We start from the raw sequence: 14,474 nt of genomic DNA, 5'->3' as shown, positions 1-14,474 counted from the left end.
GGCGCGGCCTCTAGACACCGAAGTCCTTGTCCATCGCCCGCTTCCATCGCCTAGATGACCTTGAGGCGAAGGTCAGGGAATTCGGATCAGCACCTTCTCAAGGCCGAGCACAATGCCGTGGACACGGACACGTGACTTGATCTCGCCCGCCGTGGCAGGCCCGACGTTGTTCGCGGCTATGGCCAAGGATTCGAGCAGGTTCAAGTAGTCGACGGCGGCCTGCTCGGTCGCATGCGCAGCGAAGTGGTCCTCACCTGCCTTGATGACCGCGCTCAGCATGACGACGGACTGGGCATCCAGCGCGGCGACTACTCGATCAACGATGGTCAACGAGACAATCCATCACGCTCTCCCACCAAACCGTGGCCCGGACGCGTCGACCGCCTCCAAGATGTCTTCCATCTCCTCGACCACAAACCGCTCGATCTCGCGCCGTTCAACGAGCGCGCGCATCCGCTCTACGTCGACGCCCGCGATTTCAGCCACGGCTTCGACGGACAGGCCACGCTGCCGGATATTGTCGAGAATCGACAGCGCGAGATCGGCCTTAATGGCCTTGGGGCTACGAATGTTCATGGCTCCCTCTTGTTTCCCGGCGCCGCCTCAAGCGCCTCGTACACCTTGTCCAGTCTCTCGATGCTCACCCCGTCCGTGCGCCCATGCTCAACGAGCCCGCGCAGCACGGCCGCCTCCAGATCGACTAGTTCCGCAGCCTCATCTATCGTCAGGCAGCGCTCATGGATCAGGGCCGCGATGGAGGTGACGGCGTCGGCTTTGACGAGGAGAACCAGCTCATCGCCTACTGGATCCGGGATCACGAGTTCATCGATGAACTCGGACCACGGTATTTCCGTTCCGATGTCCTCCGGAGCGAGCCCATACTGCCTAGCCAGCGCGGCCTCCTCCGGCGTACGATGATACAACTCGTTGCCGTTCGCGGCGATCATCGCGACGGCTTCATCGACGGTCAGTGTGCGGATATCCGACCCCGTAAGGTCGAAAATCTGCGACCAGACCTCCCGCGCCACGGCGAGGCCGTATTCCGTATCGGCTTCGCCGGCGAGGCGGTACGGACGTCCGGACGCCGTCACCGCAGTCCCGGCTGCGGGATCGTAGCCGACCAATGGAGTCGACGTCCGCTTGCGGCCATTGGATTCTTGCCCGGCGAGATACGGCCCATTGCCGTTCTCGACGACGAGCGCCCAGTGCAGGAGTGTTCGGGTGGACTTGGTCATGCTGCCGCCTTCATCCGGACGGTCACCGGAATGCATTCACCGACTTCGCCCTGCTCGAAAAAAACTTCTGGGATCACGCTCCCGTAGAATCCGCAGATGCTGACAGACGGCTCAAAGCCGGACCTGGCGAGCCGACCAAGGATCGCGATGCGCTGGCCGTAGGCATTCATCTGAGCCTCGATTGGGTCGGCCTCGGTCTTGTAGAACTCGGCACAGTGACGCGTGAACTTGCGGCTCTCCGCCAGCACATCAGCGACGACGCTGCCGAGCGTCCCGGACTCGTGTTCCACCGTCTCTCCGTCGACGATGATCTCGATGGTGACATCTGGTGTTCTCATCGCGCCTCTCCTCATAGTGCATACTCACTATGATTGACGCCGCGATGCCTGAAACAAGACTTACGAGAAGAATTTCCTGAGAGCTGGCGCTACTTGATCACGCCCAGTGCAAGGAGAGCGATGATCCCGACCATCAGAACGCCGAACCAAACGGCGAGGCCTTCCACCAGTCCATAGGCCGACGACATGGCGCATGGAAGGACTCCGGTTCCTCCCTGCCGCCGCTTACGCCATGCGTATACCGGGAGCACGATTGGCGCGACGGGGACGAGACAGGCCAGCTTGGCTCCAAGCAAGGCGTATCCCGGCAGGTCGCGTCGGTTCCGGACGAGCCATTGAATGCCGTCAGAAGCGGCGAGCAGAGCCATCACGCCGAACGCTCCGAAGAGGACGTACATCCATACTGTGCCGAGCAGCGACGCCATGGCTGCGTCCATCGGCTTGTGCACGCCTTCGAGCCAGAGCAGGCCGGCGTACCCCATTAGCGGGATCACGATGACCATGAAGATGAGTCCCATGGTATTGATCCCGGCCTCACGCCAAGTCTTCGTTTCCCGATAGGTTTTGGCGGTCTCCCTGATGAGGTACGAGGCGAACATCAGGATCGCGAAAAGGATTCCGATGCCGATCCCGAGGATGACGACCCACCAGATTCCGCCGACCATTGCCTCGTGGCCGAACAGCAGCACGCCAGCGATGATCGCTAGCAGTAAGTTCGTAACTCCCTTGGCTTCCATGGCGCTCTCCCCTGGCCGCGCATGGGCTATAATGCACGGAGTCTACGGAACAGCAAAACGTGGGCAGGAAACTAGTCCTTTCGTCAGTGGTGTCAGGCGTCTACGCTGGCGTCGGGGAGGGACTCGAATGCTTAGGCTGCTCTTGGACACATCGGTGTGGCTCGACGTCGCCAAGGACTGGCGACAGCAGCCCGTGCTCGGCGCGCTACGCGAACTCGTTCGCGAAGGCGAGATCATGCTGGTCGTTCCGGATGTCGTCCGCGACGAGTTCGCCCGCAATAAGGACAGGGTAGCAGCCGATGCCCGACGCAGCCTGCAGTCCCATTTCCGACAGGTGTGCGAAGCGGTGAACCGCTTCGGCGACGACGGGACGAAGCTCGACACCCTCTCCAGGCTTCACGAAGTGGACCACCGTATCGTGATCAACAACGAAGCAGTCTACGACTCCATCTGGCAGATCGATGTTCTGCTTGCGGGCGGGCACAGGATGAGGACCACGAAAGCTATTAAGCAGCGCGTCACGGAGCGCGCGTTGGCAGGGCTGGCGCCATATCACAGGTCTCGCAACAGCGTAGGCGATGCTGTGATCGTGGAGTGCTACGCGGCCATGGCGAAGGCTGCCGCAGATGACGGAAACCCGTGCGCCTTCGCCACTCACAACGTGAAGGATTTCAGTGACGAGAGTGGAGACCGCCGCGAACCACACCCGGACCTCGCTGCGATGTTTGACTCAGAAGCTTCGACTTTCTGGGTCTCGCTGGTGGATGTGCTCAGGCACGTCGACCCTGACCTGCTCGACGACCAGGATGCGGAATTCAACTGGACACAAGAGCCGAGAAAGCTATCCGAAATCCTGGAAGCTGCTCACCTGCTCGACAGGCAGGTCTGGTACAACCGCCACTGGAACCTGCGTTGGGAAATCCAGGAGGGAAAGGTCAAGGTGACCCCGAAATCGGAGTACTCGACCCAGCCGTACCGACAGGATCAGATTCTTGACACCGTATGGGCGGGAGCGCTGAAGGCGGCGAAGAGGACGGAGCAGGAAATAGGCAAGGAAAATTTGGGGCCATGGACCGATTTCGAATGGGGTATGGTCAACGGCAAGTTGAGCGCAATCCGGTGGGTTCTCGGCGAGGACTGGGACGAGCTGTACACTTAGTGGGGACGACGCATGAGATTGGGGATCAATTGGGCTACCATCATCCCGACGGCTGTGTTCTGCTTGGTGCTCTGGCTGCTGCAGTCGGCTCTGTCGACGCTTTACGATGCCGTAGAAGCCTCCTGCGGGGAGTTTTCATGCGGGGAGAAAATCGCAGTCGCGTACCAAGTTCTTTCGCTTTCGACCCTAGTGTCGGCAGGCGCTGCGGCTTGGGCATCGTACCGCTACAACTCGAGCCTCTACAAAGGTAAGGGCGGACAATGACAAGACTGGCAGTTGGTCCTGCTTAGCCAGAATCTTAGTAAGTCCCTGCATTACTTCCCGCTGTATGGATCCTCTCTCTAGCCTTCGAGCGAGGGCAGAGGAAGAGGTTCGACATCACTGCATCCTCGGCAGGGTGACATCGATCCCCGTCGGCAGCAGCACGAGCTCGTCGAGGTCGGCGAGCGCGACCTCGCGTACGGAGATGCCGTGCCGAAGCAGGTACCCCCGGATGTAGTGCGCGGCGGCGGGATTGGAGTCTCCCCGTAGGATGTACCTGCGGCCGGACTCGGTCGTCGCCGTCATCGTCTCGAAATTGAACGCGACGATGGGGCTTGTGATGCGGCCGACACTGGTGTCCTCGTGCGCGCCGACAAGTCTGTACCCAACGCCATTATGCTGGACGAGCGCCCAATTTGTCAGCCCGATCTCGGGTTCGTCGGCGACGGATGCGACGGTCATACGGCCTCGCTTTCGGCCTCAAAATCCGCCAGCTGTGACTCCAGATTCCTACACCTGGCGGCAATGCAATCCCGGGTGTAGCCGGCGATGTCGGCCTGCACTACCGCCTCGTCCCGTTCGTCTTCGAGTTGCCGGATTTTGGCGACGGTCTCGTCGAGGTCGGAGATAGAGATGCTAGTATCCACGACACGTTGATATGCGAGCTCCTCATACACCGGGTGAAGCCGTTCGGATGGCAGCCATCCGGCTTCAATGGCAGCACGGATATCGGCGTCGGAGATCTTCGAATGCTTGTAGGTCATGCAGGCGCGAAGGGTTTCCAGGTGGCGGTTCGCAGTCGCCAGTTCGGACTCGAGTCTGGCGACCTCGGTGCCGTCGACGGAAACATATGCGCCCGTGATGTAGTCCTTGCTCGCGTTGAACTCATCCATGTTCCCCACTCCTCGTTTTCGGAACCATCTTCGGAACTGCTTCGGCTGCCCCGCCACTCATCATTGTGTCCGCCGACGCAAAACCTAATCCGCCGGCGGGAATTTATTGGTCGCCGCGCTCGACGATCTGGATATCCCAGTGCACGCGCACCCGGCCGTCCTCTTCGGTCACTGTCGGCGCGACAGGCCCCACGACTTCGTAGAGCTCCAGGATTTCAGCGAGGGAGAAGCCTTCGGCTTCTTTCTCGGCGATGAATTTGGACGTCAGGTCGCAGATGCGGCGCATGGCTGCGTGGACGGCTTCCTTGATCCGGAGATCGGCATGCGTGTCGGCGCGTTTGACAGTCAAATAGTCCGTCAGTTTTACGGCCGTAGCGGCGGGTGCCGGAGCGACGACGGGCGCTGCGGCGGCGACGGCGGGGTCGGGCTTGCGGCGGGCCATCATCCTGATGCGAGGCTGCGCAAGGTGGCCTTCGGCTATGGTTGACACGAAACCTTGTGGCGGAGCCGGTCGAACTCGGGGGCGTAGCCTCGAAGCCTACGGCCAAGGATTCGAACCCGGCCATCCAGATTCGAATCCTTGGCGACGGTGCAGGACTGGCACTGCCTGTTTCATCTGGCTCTGCCTAAACCCCCTCCGAGCGAAGCGACCCGGTTTCTTCCTTGCAATGCCGGAGGCGATCGTTGACGAAAGACCGGGATCACGGAGCCACAGGTATCGATCCTTCGGAGCCTTCCAGCGGAGCCTCCGATTCCATTGGTCCGGAGGACAAAAATGGCACCCCCGGAAACCCTCTGCTAGAATCTGTCGAAAACTGGAGGCGCCGGACCTCGGATTTTTCTAGGCTGCGTCAGCGTTCGTCAACAATGATTTCGTCCAGGTTTCCGCAAAACGTGTCAACAATCGCATGTGGTTTCGTCCCGGTTTCCGCAGTTTCGTTCACACCGCTTTAAGTGATGAGACGAAATCGACGTGGTTCCAATCTGTCCCACGTCTGATAATCATGAGACGAAACCTTGTAGCACAAGGGGTTTGGCTATTTCGTCTCACGTTCCGTAAGCACGGGACGAAGCCATTTCGTGCCATCGACAAAAATAAATGGGACGAAACCATTGACGCCTGCATCGCCCGGACAAATCCTTGATGAAGCAGAGGGAAAATCGAATGCTTCATCAACCGAAACCGCCAGTCGGACACAGGGTCAGCAAAAGGACCGCCGAAGGGCTGTTCCGGCCCGAAACACGCGGAGACCTAGACCAGGCCTTCTCGTCTAAGGGAAAGCTGCAGATCGTCGCTCCGGAGTCGCCGCGTCCATCGGAGATGCTTGAAGGCGTGACCGTCGGCGGCAGAGATGAACTCACCGCCGACGACCATCACTTGCACGAATACTTGATCAGCCGCGCGTATGCCGACAATATGCCGATGACGGAGGAGACGCACTCGCTCGACATGACGGACGCGATCCGATTCCTCGGCAGCCGCGTCGAACGGTCTGACATCCGGGCCTCTCTAGCGCGACTGAAGCGCACTACCGTCTCGTACGGCCAGTCGTCTGAGCGGCGCTTCGAAGATGTTCAGTTGCTCGAAGGCTGGGTCGAGATCGCCCCCGGCTCCGACGTGATCCGCTACCGCCTTCCGGAGCCACTGCGGGTGCTGATGCGCGACCAGCGCCAGTATGCCTACGTCGAACTGGCGGCGCTTCCCAGGATGCGGTCGAAGTTTTCGACGAGGCTCTACAAGATGTTCGCGTTGAAAGCTAAGGACCGCCCGTGGGTTCCCGGGGAAGACAACGTCATCACCGTGAGCGGCACTCCGGATGAGGTCGCGGACTGGATCGGCTTCCCCAAGGAAGCGGACGGCCGTGTTCACGGCGGCAAGCTCAGGGCGCGCTTTCTGGAGAAAGCGATAGAGGACTTCGCCGACGTCAGGGCCTTCCGCATGGAGATGGACCTGAAGCAGGGCGGCCGCGGAAACGCAATTCAGGCAGTGACCTTCACACTCCATCTGTCGCCGCCGTCGCGCCATACCGTGCCGATGTTCTTCAAGCCGTCGGATGACAAGGTCCGCGTTGGCAATAAGGACGTCCCCCATCTTCGGGTCGAGTCCCGGACCTGGCGCCGTGCTGCCACAAAATTCAGCCATGCCCTCGGAATGACGAATAGGGGATTCGCCGACATGTGGCAGATCGCCGTCAACGAAGCGAACACCGGGGTCGCCCTGTCGGACGGCTATCACAGTAGAAAGTTCCGAGGCAGGAAACTCCTCGATGCCATCCAGTCCCGCGGAGCAGACTATGCGGCATGGGGATTCGTGACCGAAGAAGCCGACGCTCCGGATATCGGGGCGAAGAGAATGACAGGCGGCTACGGAGCCCTTGAGAAAGAGGCCGACGAGGCCAGGCAGGCTCGTGTCGGCTTCGGCAAGCGTCGCCGCGGCAAGGCACCTGCGTTCATCGTGGACGAAGGCGAGCTTGATCATGTGCCGGCTGCGCAGGTTTCGTTCTCAGAAGCGAAGGAAATCATATTCGACGTCGACCCGGCGCTGACGAGCCTCGACATCGAGCCGCTCGTCGGCCTGCCGATCCAGCGGCGTGTCTTCACGGGCGACCGCAAGATCGCCCTGACGTTGCGTTTCTTGGACCGCGGTCAGCCTGACGTCTGGAAGCTCGGCAGATTCCCGGTCTCGGAAGCCGATCTCGACGGCATCCTTAAATCGCTTGGCCGCTTTTTCGACGGCCCCGAGGAGTATGTTTGATGTCGAAATGGGAACGAAACCGCGTCGCTAAGCCCCAAGCGAAAATGTACGCCGCAATGCCGGAGGGAGTGCCGCCGACCCTTCGCTTCATGCTTGATGCCGAAGCCCGTGATGAAGCCAACGCCTTCCTGCGGCACGTCCAGAACGGCTTCGCGTGGAACAGCATCCCGGACCATCGCCGTGTGGACTTCGTCGAACGGCATCTGGTCGAAGTCCTGCCAGAGCACTGGCCTTCCGTCGCGCGGGCTGATGAAGCCGTTGGCGGCCTGCTGGTCGAAGTCCTCCGAGTCTTCGCGGCCAACCCAAAACTGCCAGGATGGTGGCTGTCACCGGCTGTCGCGCTATCGAACGGACATCCGGAACGGCTGCGGGAGTCCTGTGATGCGGTCCTTGCCCATGCAGGAGTCTCGCAGCCGGAGATCGAATCCTATCCGGAGGAAAGGCCCGACCCGGTCCTCAGGTTCGCCGCCAGCCACTGGCAGGACCGGGACCTTCCGGAGCATGAAGGCGACGACGTTTGACGTCGCGGCCGCGAGCCCTGTATCGATCGCGAATTATTAGATCTCTGCCACTACAGTGACGGCAGATCGGAGACAGAGACCATGCGCAGGACCTCGATACGAATAGCCGGATGACCGCAGCGTGCCTTGCGGCGCGCCCGTCTACCCTGTTCAAAATCGAGGAATTATTGTCATGGCTTACGTCACCAAACGCTATATTGCCGACACCCACTTCGGCCACGCTTCCATCATCGCCAACTGCAACCGTCCCTTCGGCAGCACCGACGAGATGGACGCCGCGATCGTCCGGCGTTGGAACGCGACTGTAAAATCCGTTGACGACGTCACCTATGTTCTCGGCGATTACGGCCGTCCCGGAAAAGACGTCATGGCCTTCCGGCGGCTGTTTCACTCGCTCCGCGGCAAGAAGGTTCTGGTCCTCGGCAACCACGACATGAGGCATGACGGGGCCGTGAATCCGGAGATCGCGGCGCTGCCCTGGCACCTGCCGCCGACGAATCTGCTCGAGGTCCGCGACGAGGGTCGCCGGGTGATCCTCTGCCATTACGCGATGCGCGCATGGCCTGCGTCGCACCACGGCAGCGTGCATTTCTACGGGCACTCGCACGGTCGGCTTCCCGGCTACGGGCTGTCGCGAGACGTCGGCGTCGACATGCCGGACGTCAACTTCGCGCCGAGGACTTTCAAAGAACTGACAGCGGGGATGGACCTCGACAGGCATGGAGAAGCGGCATGAGGCTCTGGGTTTTTTCCGATCTCCATTTGGAATTCGAGCTTTTCTCAAGGCCGCTTTGTCGACGAGATTTTCCGGAAGCCGAGGTTTGCGTGGTCGCAGGGGACGTCCTTAACGGGGTGGCGAACTCCGTTCACTGGCTCGCAGCCAACGTCGCGCCAACGATGCCCGTGATCTTCGTGCCGGGCAACCACGAGTACTACAACAGCAGCGTCCTCGAGGGATTGGAGTGGGGGCGGTTCGCCGCCGATCAGCACGCGGACGTGCACCTGCTGTCTGACGATGCCGTCGTCATCGACGGCGTGCGATTCCTCGGCGCGACGCTTTGGACGGACTATGCTCTGGACGGGCGCGAGCGTTCCGAGCGGGCGTGGGCCATGGCGAATGCTGAGGGACGCCTGAACGATCACAAAGTAATCGCGTGGAGAACGTTGCCCCAGTACGAGGCGTTCACACCGCTAAAGGCCTTGGATCTGCACGAGCGCAGTCGGAACTTCCTTCAGCGCGAGCTGAAGACCCCATTTGACGGTCAAACGGTGGTTGTCACGCATCACGCGCCGCATCCGCTTTCGGTCAACGCGCGCTGGAAGGGCAGCTCGCTTAACCCAGCGTTCGCGTCGGACCTCGGGGAAATGATGGAGCTGTGGCGGCCAGCATTGTGGGTGCACGGACACATGCATGACAGCGCTGACTACGTCGTCAGAGACACCCGGGTGGTCTGTAATCCTTGCGGATACGGAAACGAGAATGCGGCGTTCGACCCCGCGCTCGTGATGGAGGTTTGACGATGGTGACGTGGCACGACATCGAGCAAGCCGTCGAGAAAGCGCGGATGCATTTCGCATCCGCTGGCCTCATCCGCGGCCGGATGGGCGCCCATCCGGCCGGATCGCTTGATGACTACACGACCGAGATGGCGCTGCGACACGCGATCCAGTCCGGAGAGACAGAGCTTAGCGATGCGGCGTCGATGCTGCAGCACATGCTTCCAGCTGCTGCTGACAGCATGCTTTCGGAAGGCGTCCGCTGCGCTCGCGTAGCCATCCACGCGCTCGCGCACGACGAGACTCTGAGTCCGTCGTCGATCGGGCCGGGGACCCTAGCGGCCGCAGCCGACGCTGCGGCCGTCATGGCGGAGGCACTTGTCGGCGATTTCGCGAGAATCAGGAAAGAGGTCGACGATGTATGACTGGGACACGGACGACTACACCGCCGCGCAACGGACAGCTTACGAAGCCATACGCCAGCGTCATCCAACGCTCGTGACCAAAGGATTCGGCTGCTACGCGGGCTGGCTCCCGATTCTCGGGCGCTTCTTCGACGAGGTCGCCTCAGCCAAGGCTGCAGCTCCTGAGGTCTCGTTCGACCTGTTGCAGGTGAAAGAAAAATATGGAGCACTGAGTATCCATTACGTCGTGCCGAGGAATACTCAGGTCGCGCGCGAGGACGACGCTCGCCGCAGGATTGGCGGGGCTTACGAGCGGGCCTGGAAGGAAGCCAACAAGACCTGTGACGTCTGAGGCAAAGCGGGTCTGCTCCGTGTTCGCAACGGCTGGTTCGCGACCCGCTGCGAAGAGCACGCGGACGGCAGCGTGCCCTATCGGCCAAAGGGAGATGTCGAATGACCGACGAGAGCCAGCACCTGCGAAACCACGATCTCCTCTCGGAGGCCGTGCGGGACCGTTTTGAAAGCGTCGGCTACACACCGCTGGCCGCCTGCTCGGTATTATGGAGCGGCTGGGAGTGCGATTCATACGTCGTCTTGGTCAGGCTCGCTGATGGCCGCATCGAAATCCTTTGGCCGGACGGCACAGGCATGCCGGACGGCATGTCTACCGAGCAGCGTCTCGAAGAGCGAATCAGAGACTACGAACGCGCCGCCGAGAAGACACGAGCGTTCCTGGACCGTCTAAAAGCCGAGCGGGCGCTGGCGATCCTCGACCGGGCACCTGACGCGCCTCCGGAGCCCGCCAACGAGGTACCAGAGTGACCGATTGGACTTGCCTGAGATGCGGGATGGGAACGGGGCGGCTGACGGTTTGGATGTGCTGCAAATGTTGGACTGAGGGGACAGGGCAGCGGCCCAACGAATGCCCGACCTGCGGGTGTGCGAACAGTTGGTACGTGACAACGACGGACCCTGATAACCCGCGCCCCGCGAAAGCGCTGTTCGACGCGATGCTCGACGGACTGAAAGTCCCGTCGAGGAGAAAGCATTGACCGAAGCCGAAGAACTGACAGACTTCGCCCGCGAACGGTTCGGCGACGTCGTGACCGGCGCGATGTCGCCTGAGCAGGTGGGCAGGCTGCTGATCAATACGTCGACGGCGGGACCACGGCTCTGGACTGGGATCAACATCCTGCGAGCGCTCGGCATCTTGGTCGATGGCAGCAGCCTTTCGTCGTGATGCCAAATAGCTGATAGTCTCCTCAATGGCGCTGCATTGGTTTTCTCCCCCCGTCTATATCAAAGCCCTTCAGCCCGGCGTGACATCGGGCGTCAGTCACGTCGAGGGCGCTGCGGAGGAACTCATCAGGTTCACCAAGAGGGGACCGAAGTGGGACCTTGCGGTACGGGCGTGCATGGCTGCCTTGGCTGACGAAGCGACACCTCAAGAAGTCCGACGGTGCTTCAGGCTCGCCGCCAAGGAAGAAGGCATCCTGAGAGAGGGGACGTGATCAGGCGGCGATGGCCTCAGTTGCCGCTGCCTTCTGGCAATCGTATTCGTCGAGCAGCGCGTTCGTCCAAATCTCCATCGCCTCCGCCTTCAGCTTGGGGTACTGAGCCGCGCCGTAGGCCGCGTTCGTGATCTTCGCCACACGCTGGCGCATGAACTCATCGCGTTCCAATTCGGTCATGGTGACGGTAAGGTTTACGTCGGATTTCATCTCGTGAGCGAGCACGGCCGACGCTCCGCCGGAGATGCCTGCGTTGTCCAGGACTTCTTGCAGCGTCCGCCTGACGTCGTGCAGTGACCACCATGCGACGTCGGATTCGGCCAGCAGGTCTCGCCGGCCCGTTCGCTCGAGAACCTTGCGCGGGGTGCCGTCACGTTTCAGCTTCGGCTCGTGGCCGTCAGGCTTCGGTTGGATGAGAGCATCGCGGCCAGCTAGACGGTATAGGATTCGGTATACGCCGGAGCGCGAGGCGTTGACGTCGGGGTCGCGGTCCGATGGAAAGGCCCACTGTTTCGCCCCCGCATTCTTTCCTTTGGCACGGATGCTGTCGACGATGGCAGCAGCACGCGGCGGGATCGGCAGCATCTGAACTTGGCCAGCCTTCATGACTTCGGCTTCCCACGATGCGATCTTCCACCCATCGCCGCGCTTGAGATCGTCGACAAGGTTGTAGGTTTTCAGTTTCATAGCCGCATCCGAGCGCTGACACGTCAGCACGATCCACCACAGTCCGGACAGGACGCCTGCCCCGACAGACGGCCTGTCCATCGTGCGGCCCGGCAGCGGCTTGTCGAGGTACTCTTCGGCGAGGATCAGAGACTTCACGATGTCGGAAATCGCGGGCTTCCGCGTCCGCTCCTTCAATTTATATGGAGCGTGGAGGAGTTCCCACCATGGGTCCTGTCCGGTGATGCCGGACTGGCCGGAGTGGTTCTTCGCCATGTATCCAAAGACGGACCTGACCCAAGCCACGAGTTTCTTCGCCGACGACGCGCCAACGGTCTTTCTCACCTCGTCGCGAGCAGTCTCGACCTCTCCGCGGGTGACCAGGGAAGCTGGTTTGTCCATCAGCCTCTGCATGCATGGGCGTTTGAAAGCGGTCCTGATCTCGAGGACGGAGGCCGGACGCAATGGCTCGTCGGCGTCCTTCTTCTCTCGGTCCGAGATCATCTGCTCGACGCATTCGCGAAGCGACCAGGTGTTCGAGTTCGGGCGCAGGGCGGACAGCGCCTCGGCATGCGTGAGCCTGCGATGACCGCCCTTCCCGTCTTCGACGCGGCGGTGCCGCAGAAGGATGTATTCTTCCCGCCGCTCAGGCTGGTCGATTAAAACCGACTTTACATCGGAGGCGATATCAAGGGCTTCCTTGTGGCCGCCTATGGGACGCTCGTTTCTCTCCGGGAACAGGTAGCCGATGGTCGCCGTGTAGTCCTTGTACCTGACCACCCATGCAGCCGTGTTCTTCTGAACCCTGAGTTGGAGGCCTTCGCGGCCGACATGCTTGTAGATGTGGACCCCGTCATAGCCGTCCCGCGCCATGCGCTCGGCCTTGCCTGTGATGGTTTTGTCGATGGAGCAGCGTTCGGTCGGCATGATCAGGCCCATTTTGCGTATACCGTCTCTATACCGTCTGCTATTTTGTTTACAAGCCCAGTGTTATCCGAGGTCTATCCGTTCAAGCTTGATCCGACATTGATTAAAAAAGTGGACAAAGCCTTTTGTTTTCAAGGATTTGGTAACAGGATTGTCGCTATAGCTACGCTTGTCAACAGATTGGTTTCGTGCCAGAAAGTCCGACACTAGCAATCATAATCCTGGGGTCGGGGGTTCAAGTCCCTCTCCCGCTACCACTTAATCAATAAGATCAATCGGCTGCGTAGCCAGCCGCTACCATCAGCACTGCGCGCCTACCTCGATAACGCGCTAACCAGGCCTTCCTGCCGGTGGCTCTGCGCCATTCCTCGCAGCGATGGCAGGCGACGACACTGCGGGACTAAGCGCCCGACGCCAAGAGTGCACGTATCCTGGAGGTCTCGAAGGGCACTACCGGGAGGCCGTTTGAAAGCCACCCCTGCATGCCCCCCTCGATGTCGGTAACATTGCTTAGACCAATGCGCACCAGGTTCGCCGCAGCAAAACTCGACTGATAGCCTTGGTTGCAGAGCACTATGATGCGCTGCTTGTAGTCGTCTTTGTTGATCATCTCGTGGCGCCACGGAGCGCTCGGATCGCAGCGCCACTCAAATTCGTTGCGGCTGATAATCGCCGCGTTGGGAATCTCGCCGTCGCGGACCCGTTGCTCGAGGTAGCGGATGTCGACCAGCAGTGCTCCTTGCTGCAGCTCCCCATAGGCCGCGGCCGGCGACAGGCGCGGCGTCAGCATGGCGCGAGCCTCACTGAGCATTTCATCAACTGTCATTTTTCAGCCCCCTGGGGCGGTCGCTACATCGTCACCTCAACAGGCAGTCCCGCGGCTTTCCATTCCGGCAGTCCGTCTTCCAAGCGCCGAGCCTGGAAGCCGCTTTTGCGAAGCGCCGCAACAGCTTCAAATGACATCACGCACCAAGGTCCGCGGCAGTAGGCAACGATTTCGCGATCCGGGTCGATTTCCGGCAGACGCGCTTGAAGATCGGCGAGCGGCACATTGATCGCGCCCGGCACGTGCCCGAGCGCGAACTCGTCCGATGGGCGGACGTCGATCACGGTAACCAGCCCGTCGCGCATCCGATCTGCCAGCTCCTCCCGGGTTACAGGCTCCATGCTGTCGCGAGTTTCGAAATAACCCTGCACGATACGGTCGACCTCGGCGAGGTGGCGCTCCGCGACAGAGCGGACCGACGCAAACAGCGACAGCACGGTGTCGTCGGCGAGCCGGTAGTTCACGAATTTCCCGTCGCGTTCGGCCTGGACCAGCCCAGCTCGACGCAGGGTCTGCAGGTGCTGAGAGACGTTGGCGATTGGAAGCCCGACCTTGGTAGCCAGCAGGTCGACGCTGCGTGCACCCTGCGCCAGATGTTCGATCAGCTCTAGCCGCTGAGGGTTGCCGAGCGCCTTCGCTACAATCGCGAACTGCTCATAAAGTGCCTGCTTCGGTTTGCGGATTGACATCAGCTTCGAGTCCACGTTAGATCATTCAATATAACTTTTGAATGACACGCATCGA

General features: G+C 60.9%; 21 protein-coding genes. 10 read left to right on the top strand and 11 right to left on the bottom strand.

From position 1 onward, the window contains the following. Positions 1-72: 72 nt before the first annotated feature. From ACFSQT_RS14245 to ACFSQT_RS14225, 5 genes are all read right to left on the bottom strand, one after another. A complete protein-coding gene (locus ACFSQT_RS14245; protein WP_379019580.1) occupies positions 73-330 on the bottom strand; it encodes a hypothetical protein in 258 nt (85 codons plus the stop codon). Between the two features lie 12 nt (positions 331-342). After that, positions 343-576, bottom strand: coding sequence for a hypothetical protein (locus tag ACFSQT_RS14240; RefSeq protein WP_379019578.1), 234 nt, complete (start codon positions 574-576; stop codon positions 343-345). Continuing rightward, positions 573-1,235 carry a hypothetical protein gene (locus ACFSQT_RS14235; protein WP_379019576.1) on the bottom strand — a complete coding sequence of 221 codons (663 nt, stop codon included), beginning with the start codon at positions 1,233-1,235 and terminating at the stop codon, positions 573-575. The genes ACFSQT_RS14240 and ACFSQT_RS14235 overlap by 4 nt, the downstream gene beginning before the upstream one ends. Continuing rightward, positions 1,232-1,573: a hypothetical protein gene (locus ACFSQT_RS14230; protein WP_379019574.1), complete on the bottom strand. Its 342-nt coding sequence runs from the start codon at positions 1,571-1,573 to the stop codon at positions 1,232-1,234. Before ACFSQT_RS14230 ends, ACFSQT_RS14235 begins: the two co-directional genes overlap by 4 nt. An 89-nt stretch (positions 1,574-1,662) precedes the next feature. Continuing rightward, on the bottom strand, positions 1,663-2,310 hold the full coding sequence (locus tag ACFSQT_RS14225) for a hypothetical protein (RefSeq protein WP_379019572.1): 648 nt from the start codon (positions 2,308-2,310) through the stop codon (positions 1,663-1,665). Between the two features lie 127 nt (positions 2,311-2,437). Between ACFSQT_RS14225 and ACFSQT_RS14220 the strand changes: the two genes are divergently transcribed. Then, the gene (locus ACFSQT_RS14220; RefSeq protein WP_379019570.1) at positions 2,438-3,469 is read left to right on the top strand and encodes a PIN domain-containing protein; all 1,032 of its coding nucleotides are present in this window, start codon (positions 2,438-2,440) and stop codon (positions 3,467-3,469) included. A gap of 378 nt (positions 3,470-3,847) precedes the next feature. On the opposite strand, the gene ACFSQT_RS14215 is transcribed toward ACFSQT_RS14220, so the two are convergent. The 3 genes from ACFSQT_RS14215 to ACFSQT_RS14205 form a co-directional block, all read right to left on the bottom strand. Further along, positions 3,848-4,192, bottom strand: a complete 345-nt coding sequence (locus tag ACFSQT_RS14215; RefSeq protein WP_379019568.1) for an SANTA domain-containing protein — start codon at positions 4,190-4,192, stop codon at positions 3,848-3,850. Continuing rightward, the gene (locus tag ACFSQT_RS14210) at positions 4,189-4,623 is read right to left on the bottom strand and encodes a hypothetical protein (protein WP_379019566.1); all 435 of its coding nucleotides are present in this window, start codon (positions 4,621-4,623) and stop codon (positions 4,189-4,191) included. The genes ACFSQT_RS14215 and ACFSQT_RS14210 overlap by 4 nt, the downstream gene beginning before the upstream one ends. Positions 4,624-4,726: 103 nt before the next feature. Further along, positions 4,727-5,065 carry a hypothetical protein gene (locus tag ACFSQT_RS14205; RefSeq protein WP_379019564.1) on the bottom strand — a complete coding sequence of 113 codons (339 nt, stop codon included), beginning with the start codon at positions 5,063-5,065 and terminating at the stop codon, positions 4,727-4,729. A gap of 723 nt (positions 5,066-5,788) precedes the next feature. Here ACFSQT_RS14205 and ACFSQT_RS14200 point away from each other — a divergent pair. From ACFSQT_RS14200 to ACFSQT_RS14160, 9 genes are all read left to right on the top strand, one after another. Further along, on the top strand, positions 5,789-7,378 hold the full coding sequence (locus tag ACFSQT_RS14200) for a replication initiation protein (protein WP_379019562.1): 1,590 nt from the start codon (positions 5,789-5,791) through the stop codon (positions 7,376-7,378). Beyond that, a complete protein-coding gene (locus tag ACFSQT_RS14195) occupies positions 7,378-7,899 on the top strand; it encodes a hypothetical protein (protein WP_379019560.1) in 522 nt (173 codons plus the stop codon). The genes ACFSQT_RS14200 and ACFSQT_RS14195 overlap by 1 nt, the downstream gene beginning before the upstream one ends. A gap of 172 nt (positions 7,900-8,071) precedes the next feature. After that, on the top strand, positions 8,072-8,635 hold the full coding sequence (locus ACFSQT_RS14190) for a hypothetical protein (RefSeq protein WP_379019558.1): 564 nt from the start codon (positions 8,072-8,074) through the stop codon (positions 8,633-8,635). Next, on the top strand, positions 8,632-9,417 hold the full coding sequence (locus tag ACFSQT_RS14185) for a metallophosphoesterase (RefSeq protein WP_379019556.1): 786 nt from the start codon (positions 8,632-8,634) through the stop codon (positions 9,415-9,417). The genes ACFSQT_RS14190 and ACFSQT_RS14185 overlap by 4 nt, the downstream gene beginning before the upstream one ends. 2 nt (positions 9,418-9,419) lie before the next feature. Continuing rightward, the gene (locus tag ACFSQT_RS14180) at positions 9,420-9,821 is read left to right on the top strand and encodes a hypothetical protein (protein WP_379019554.1); all 402 of its coding nucleotides are present in this window, start codon (positions 9,420-9,422) and stop codon (positions 9,819-9,821) included. Further along, on the top strand, positions 9,814-10,152 hold the full coding sequence (locus ACFSQT_RS14175) for a hypothetical protein (RefSeq protein WP_379019552.1): 339 nt from the start codon (positions 9,814-9,816) through the stop codon (positions 10,150-10,152). Before ACFSQT_RS14180 ends, ACFSQT_RS14175 begins: the two co-directional genes overlap by 8 nt. 101 nt (positions 10,153-10,253) lie before the next feature. Then, positions 10,254-10,622 carry a hypothetical protein gene (locus tag ACFSQT_RS14170; protein ID WP_379019550.1) on the top strand — a complete coding sequence of 123 codons (369 nt, stop codon included), beginning with the start codon at positions 10,254-10,256 and terminating at the stop codon, positions 10,620-10,622. Positions 10,623-10,848: 226 nt separating this feature from the next. Then, on the top strand, positions 10,849-11,040 hold the full coding sequence (locus ACFSQT_RS14165) for a hypothetical protein (protein WP_379019548.1): 192 nt from the start codon (positions 10,849-10,851) through the stop codon (positions 11,038-11,040). Positions 11,041-11,065: 25 nt separating this feature from the next. Continuing rightward, positions 11,066-11,311: a DUF982 domain-containing protein gene (locus ACFSQT_RS14160; RefSeq protein WP_379019546.1), complete on the top strand. Its 246-nt coding sequence runs from the start codon at positions 11,066-11,068 to the stop codon at positions 11,309-11,311. Here the strand turns inward: ACFSQT_RS14160 and ACFSQT_RS14155 are convergent, their stop codons facing one another. From ACFSQT_RS14155 to ACFSQT_RS14145, 3 genes are all read right to left on the bottom strand, one after another. Then, positions 11,312-12,916 (bottom strand): site-specific integrase, encoded by a 1,605-nt coding sequence (locus ACFSQT_RS14155; protein ID WP_379019544.1) that lies wholly within the window; start codon positions 12,914-12,916, stop codon positions 11,312-11,314. A gap of 388 nt (positions 12,917-13,304) precedes the next feature. Continuing rightward, positions 13,305-13,730: a rhodanese-like domain-containing protein gene (locus tag ACFSQT_RS14150; protein ID WP_379019542.1), complete on the bottom strand. Its 426-nt coding sequence runs from the start codon at positions 13,728-13,730 to the stop codon at positions 13,305-13,307. A gap of 23 nt (positions 13,731-13,753) precedes the next feature. After that, a complete protein-coding gene (locus ACFSQT_RS14145) occupies positions 13,754-14,419 on the bottom strand; it encodes an ArsR/SmtB family transcription factor (protein WP_379019540.1) in 666 nt (221 codons plus the stop codon). Between the last annotated feature and the right edge of the window lie 55 nt (positions 14,420-14,474).

It is taken from the genome of Mesorhizobium calcicola (assembly GCF_042682105.1).
Taxonomy (GTDB): Bacteria; Pseudomonadota; Alphaproteobacteria; order Rhizobiales; family Rhizobiaceae; genus Mesorhizobium; species Mesorhizobium calcicola.
This window is presented reverse-complemented; position numbering and strand designations above follow the sequence as displayed.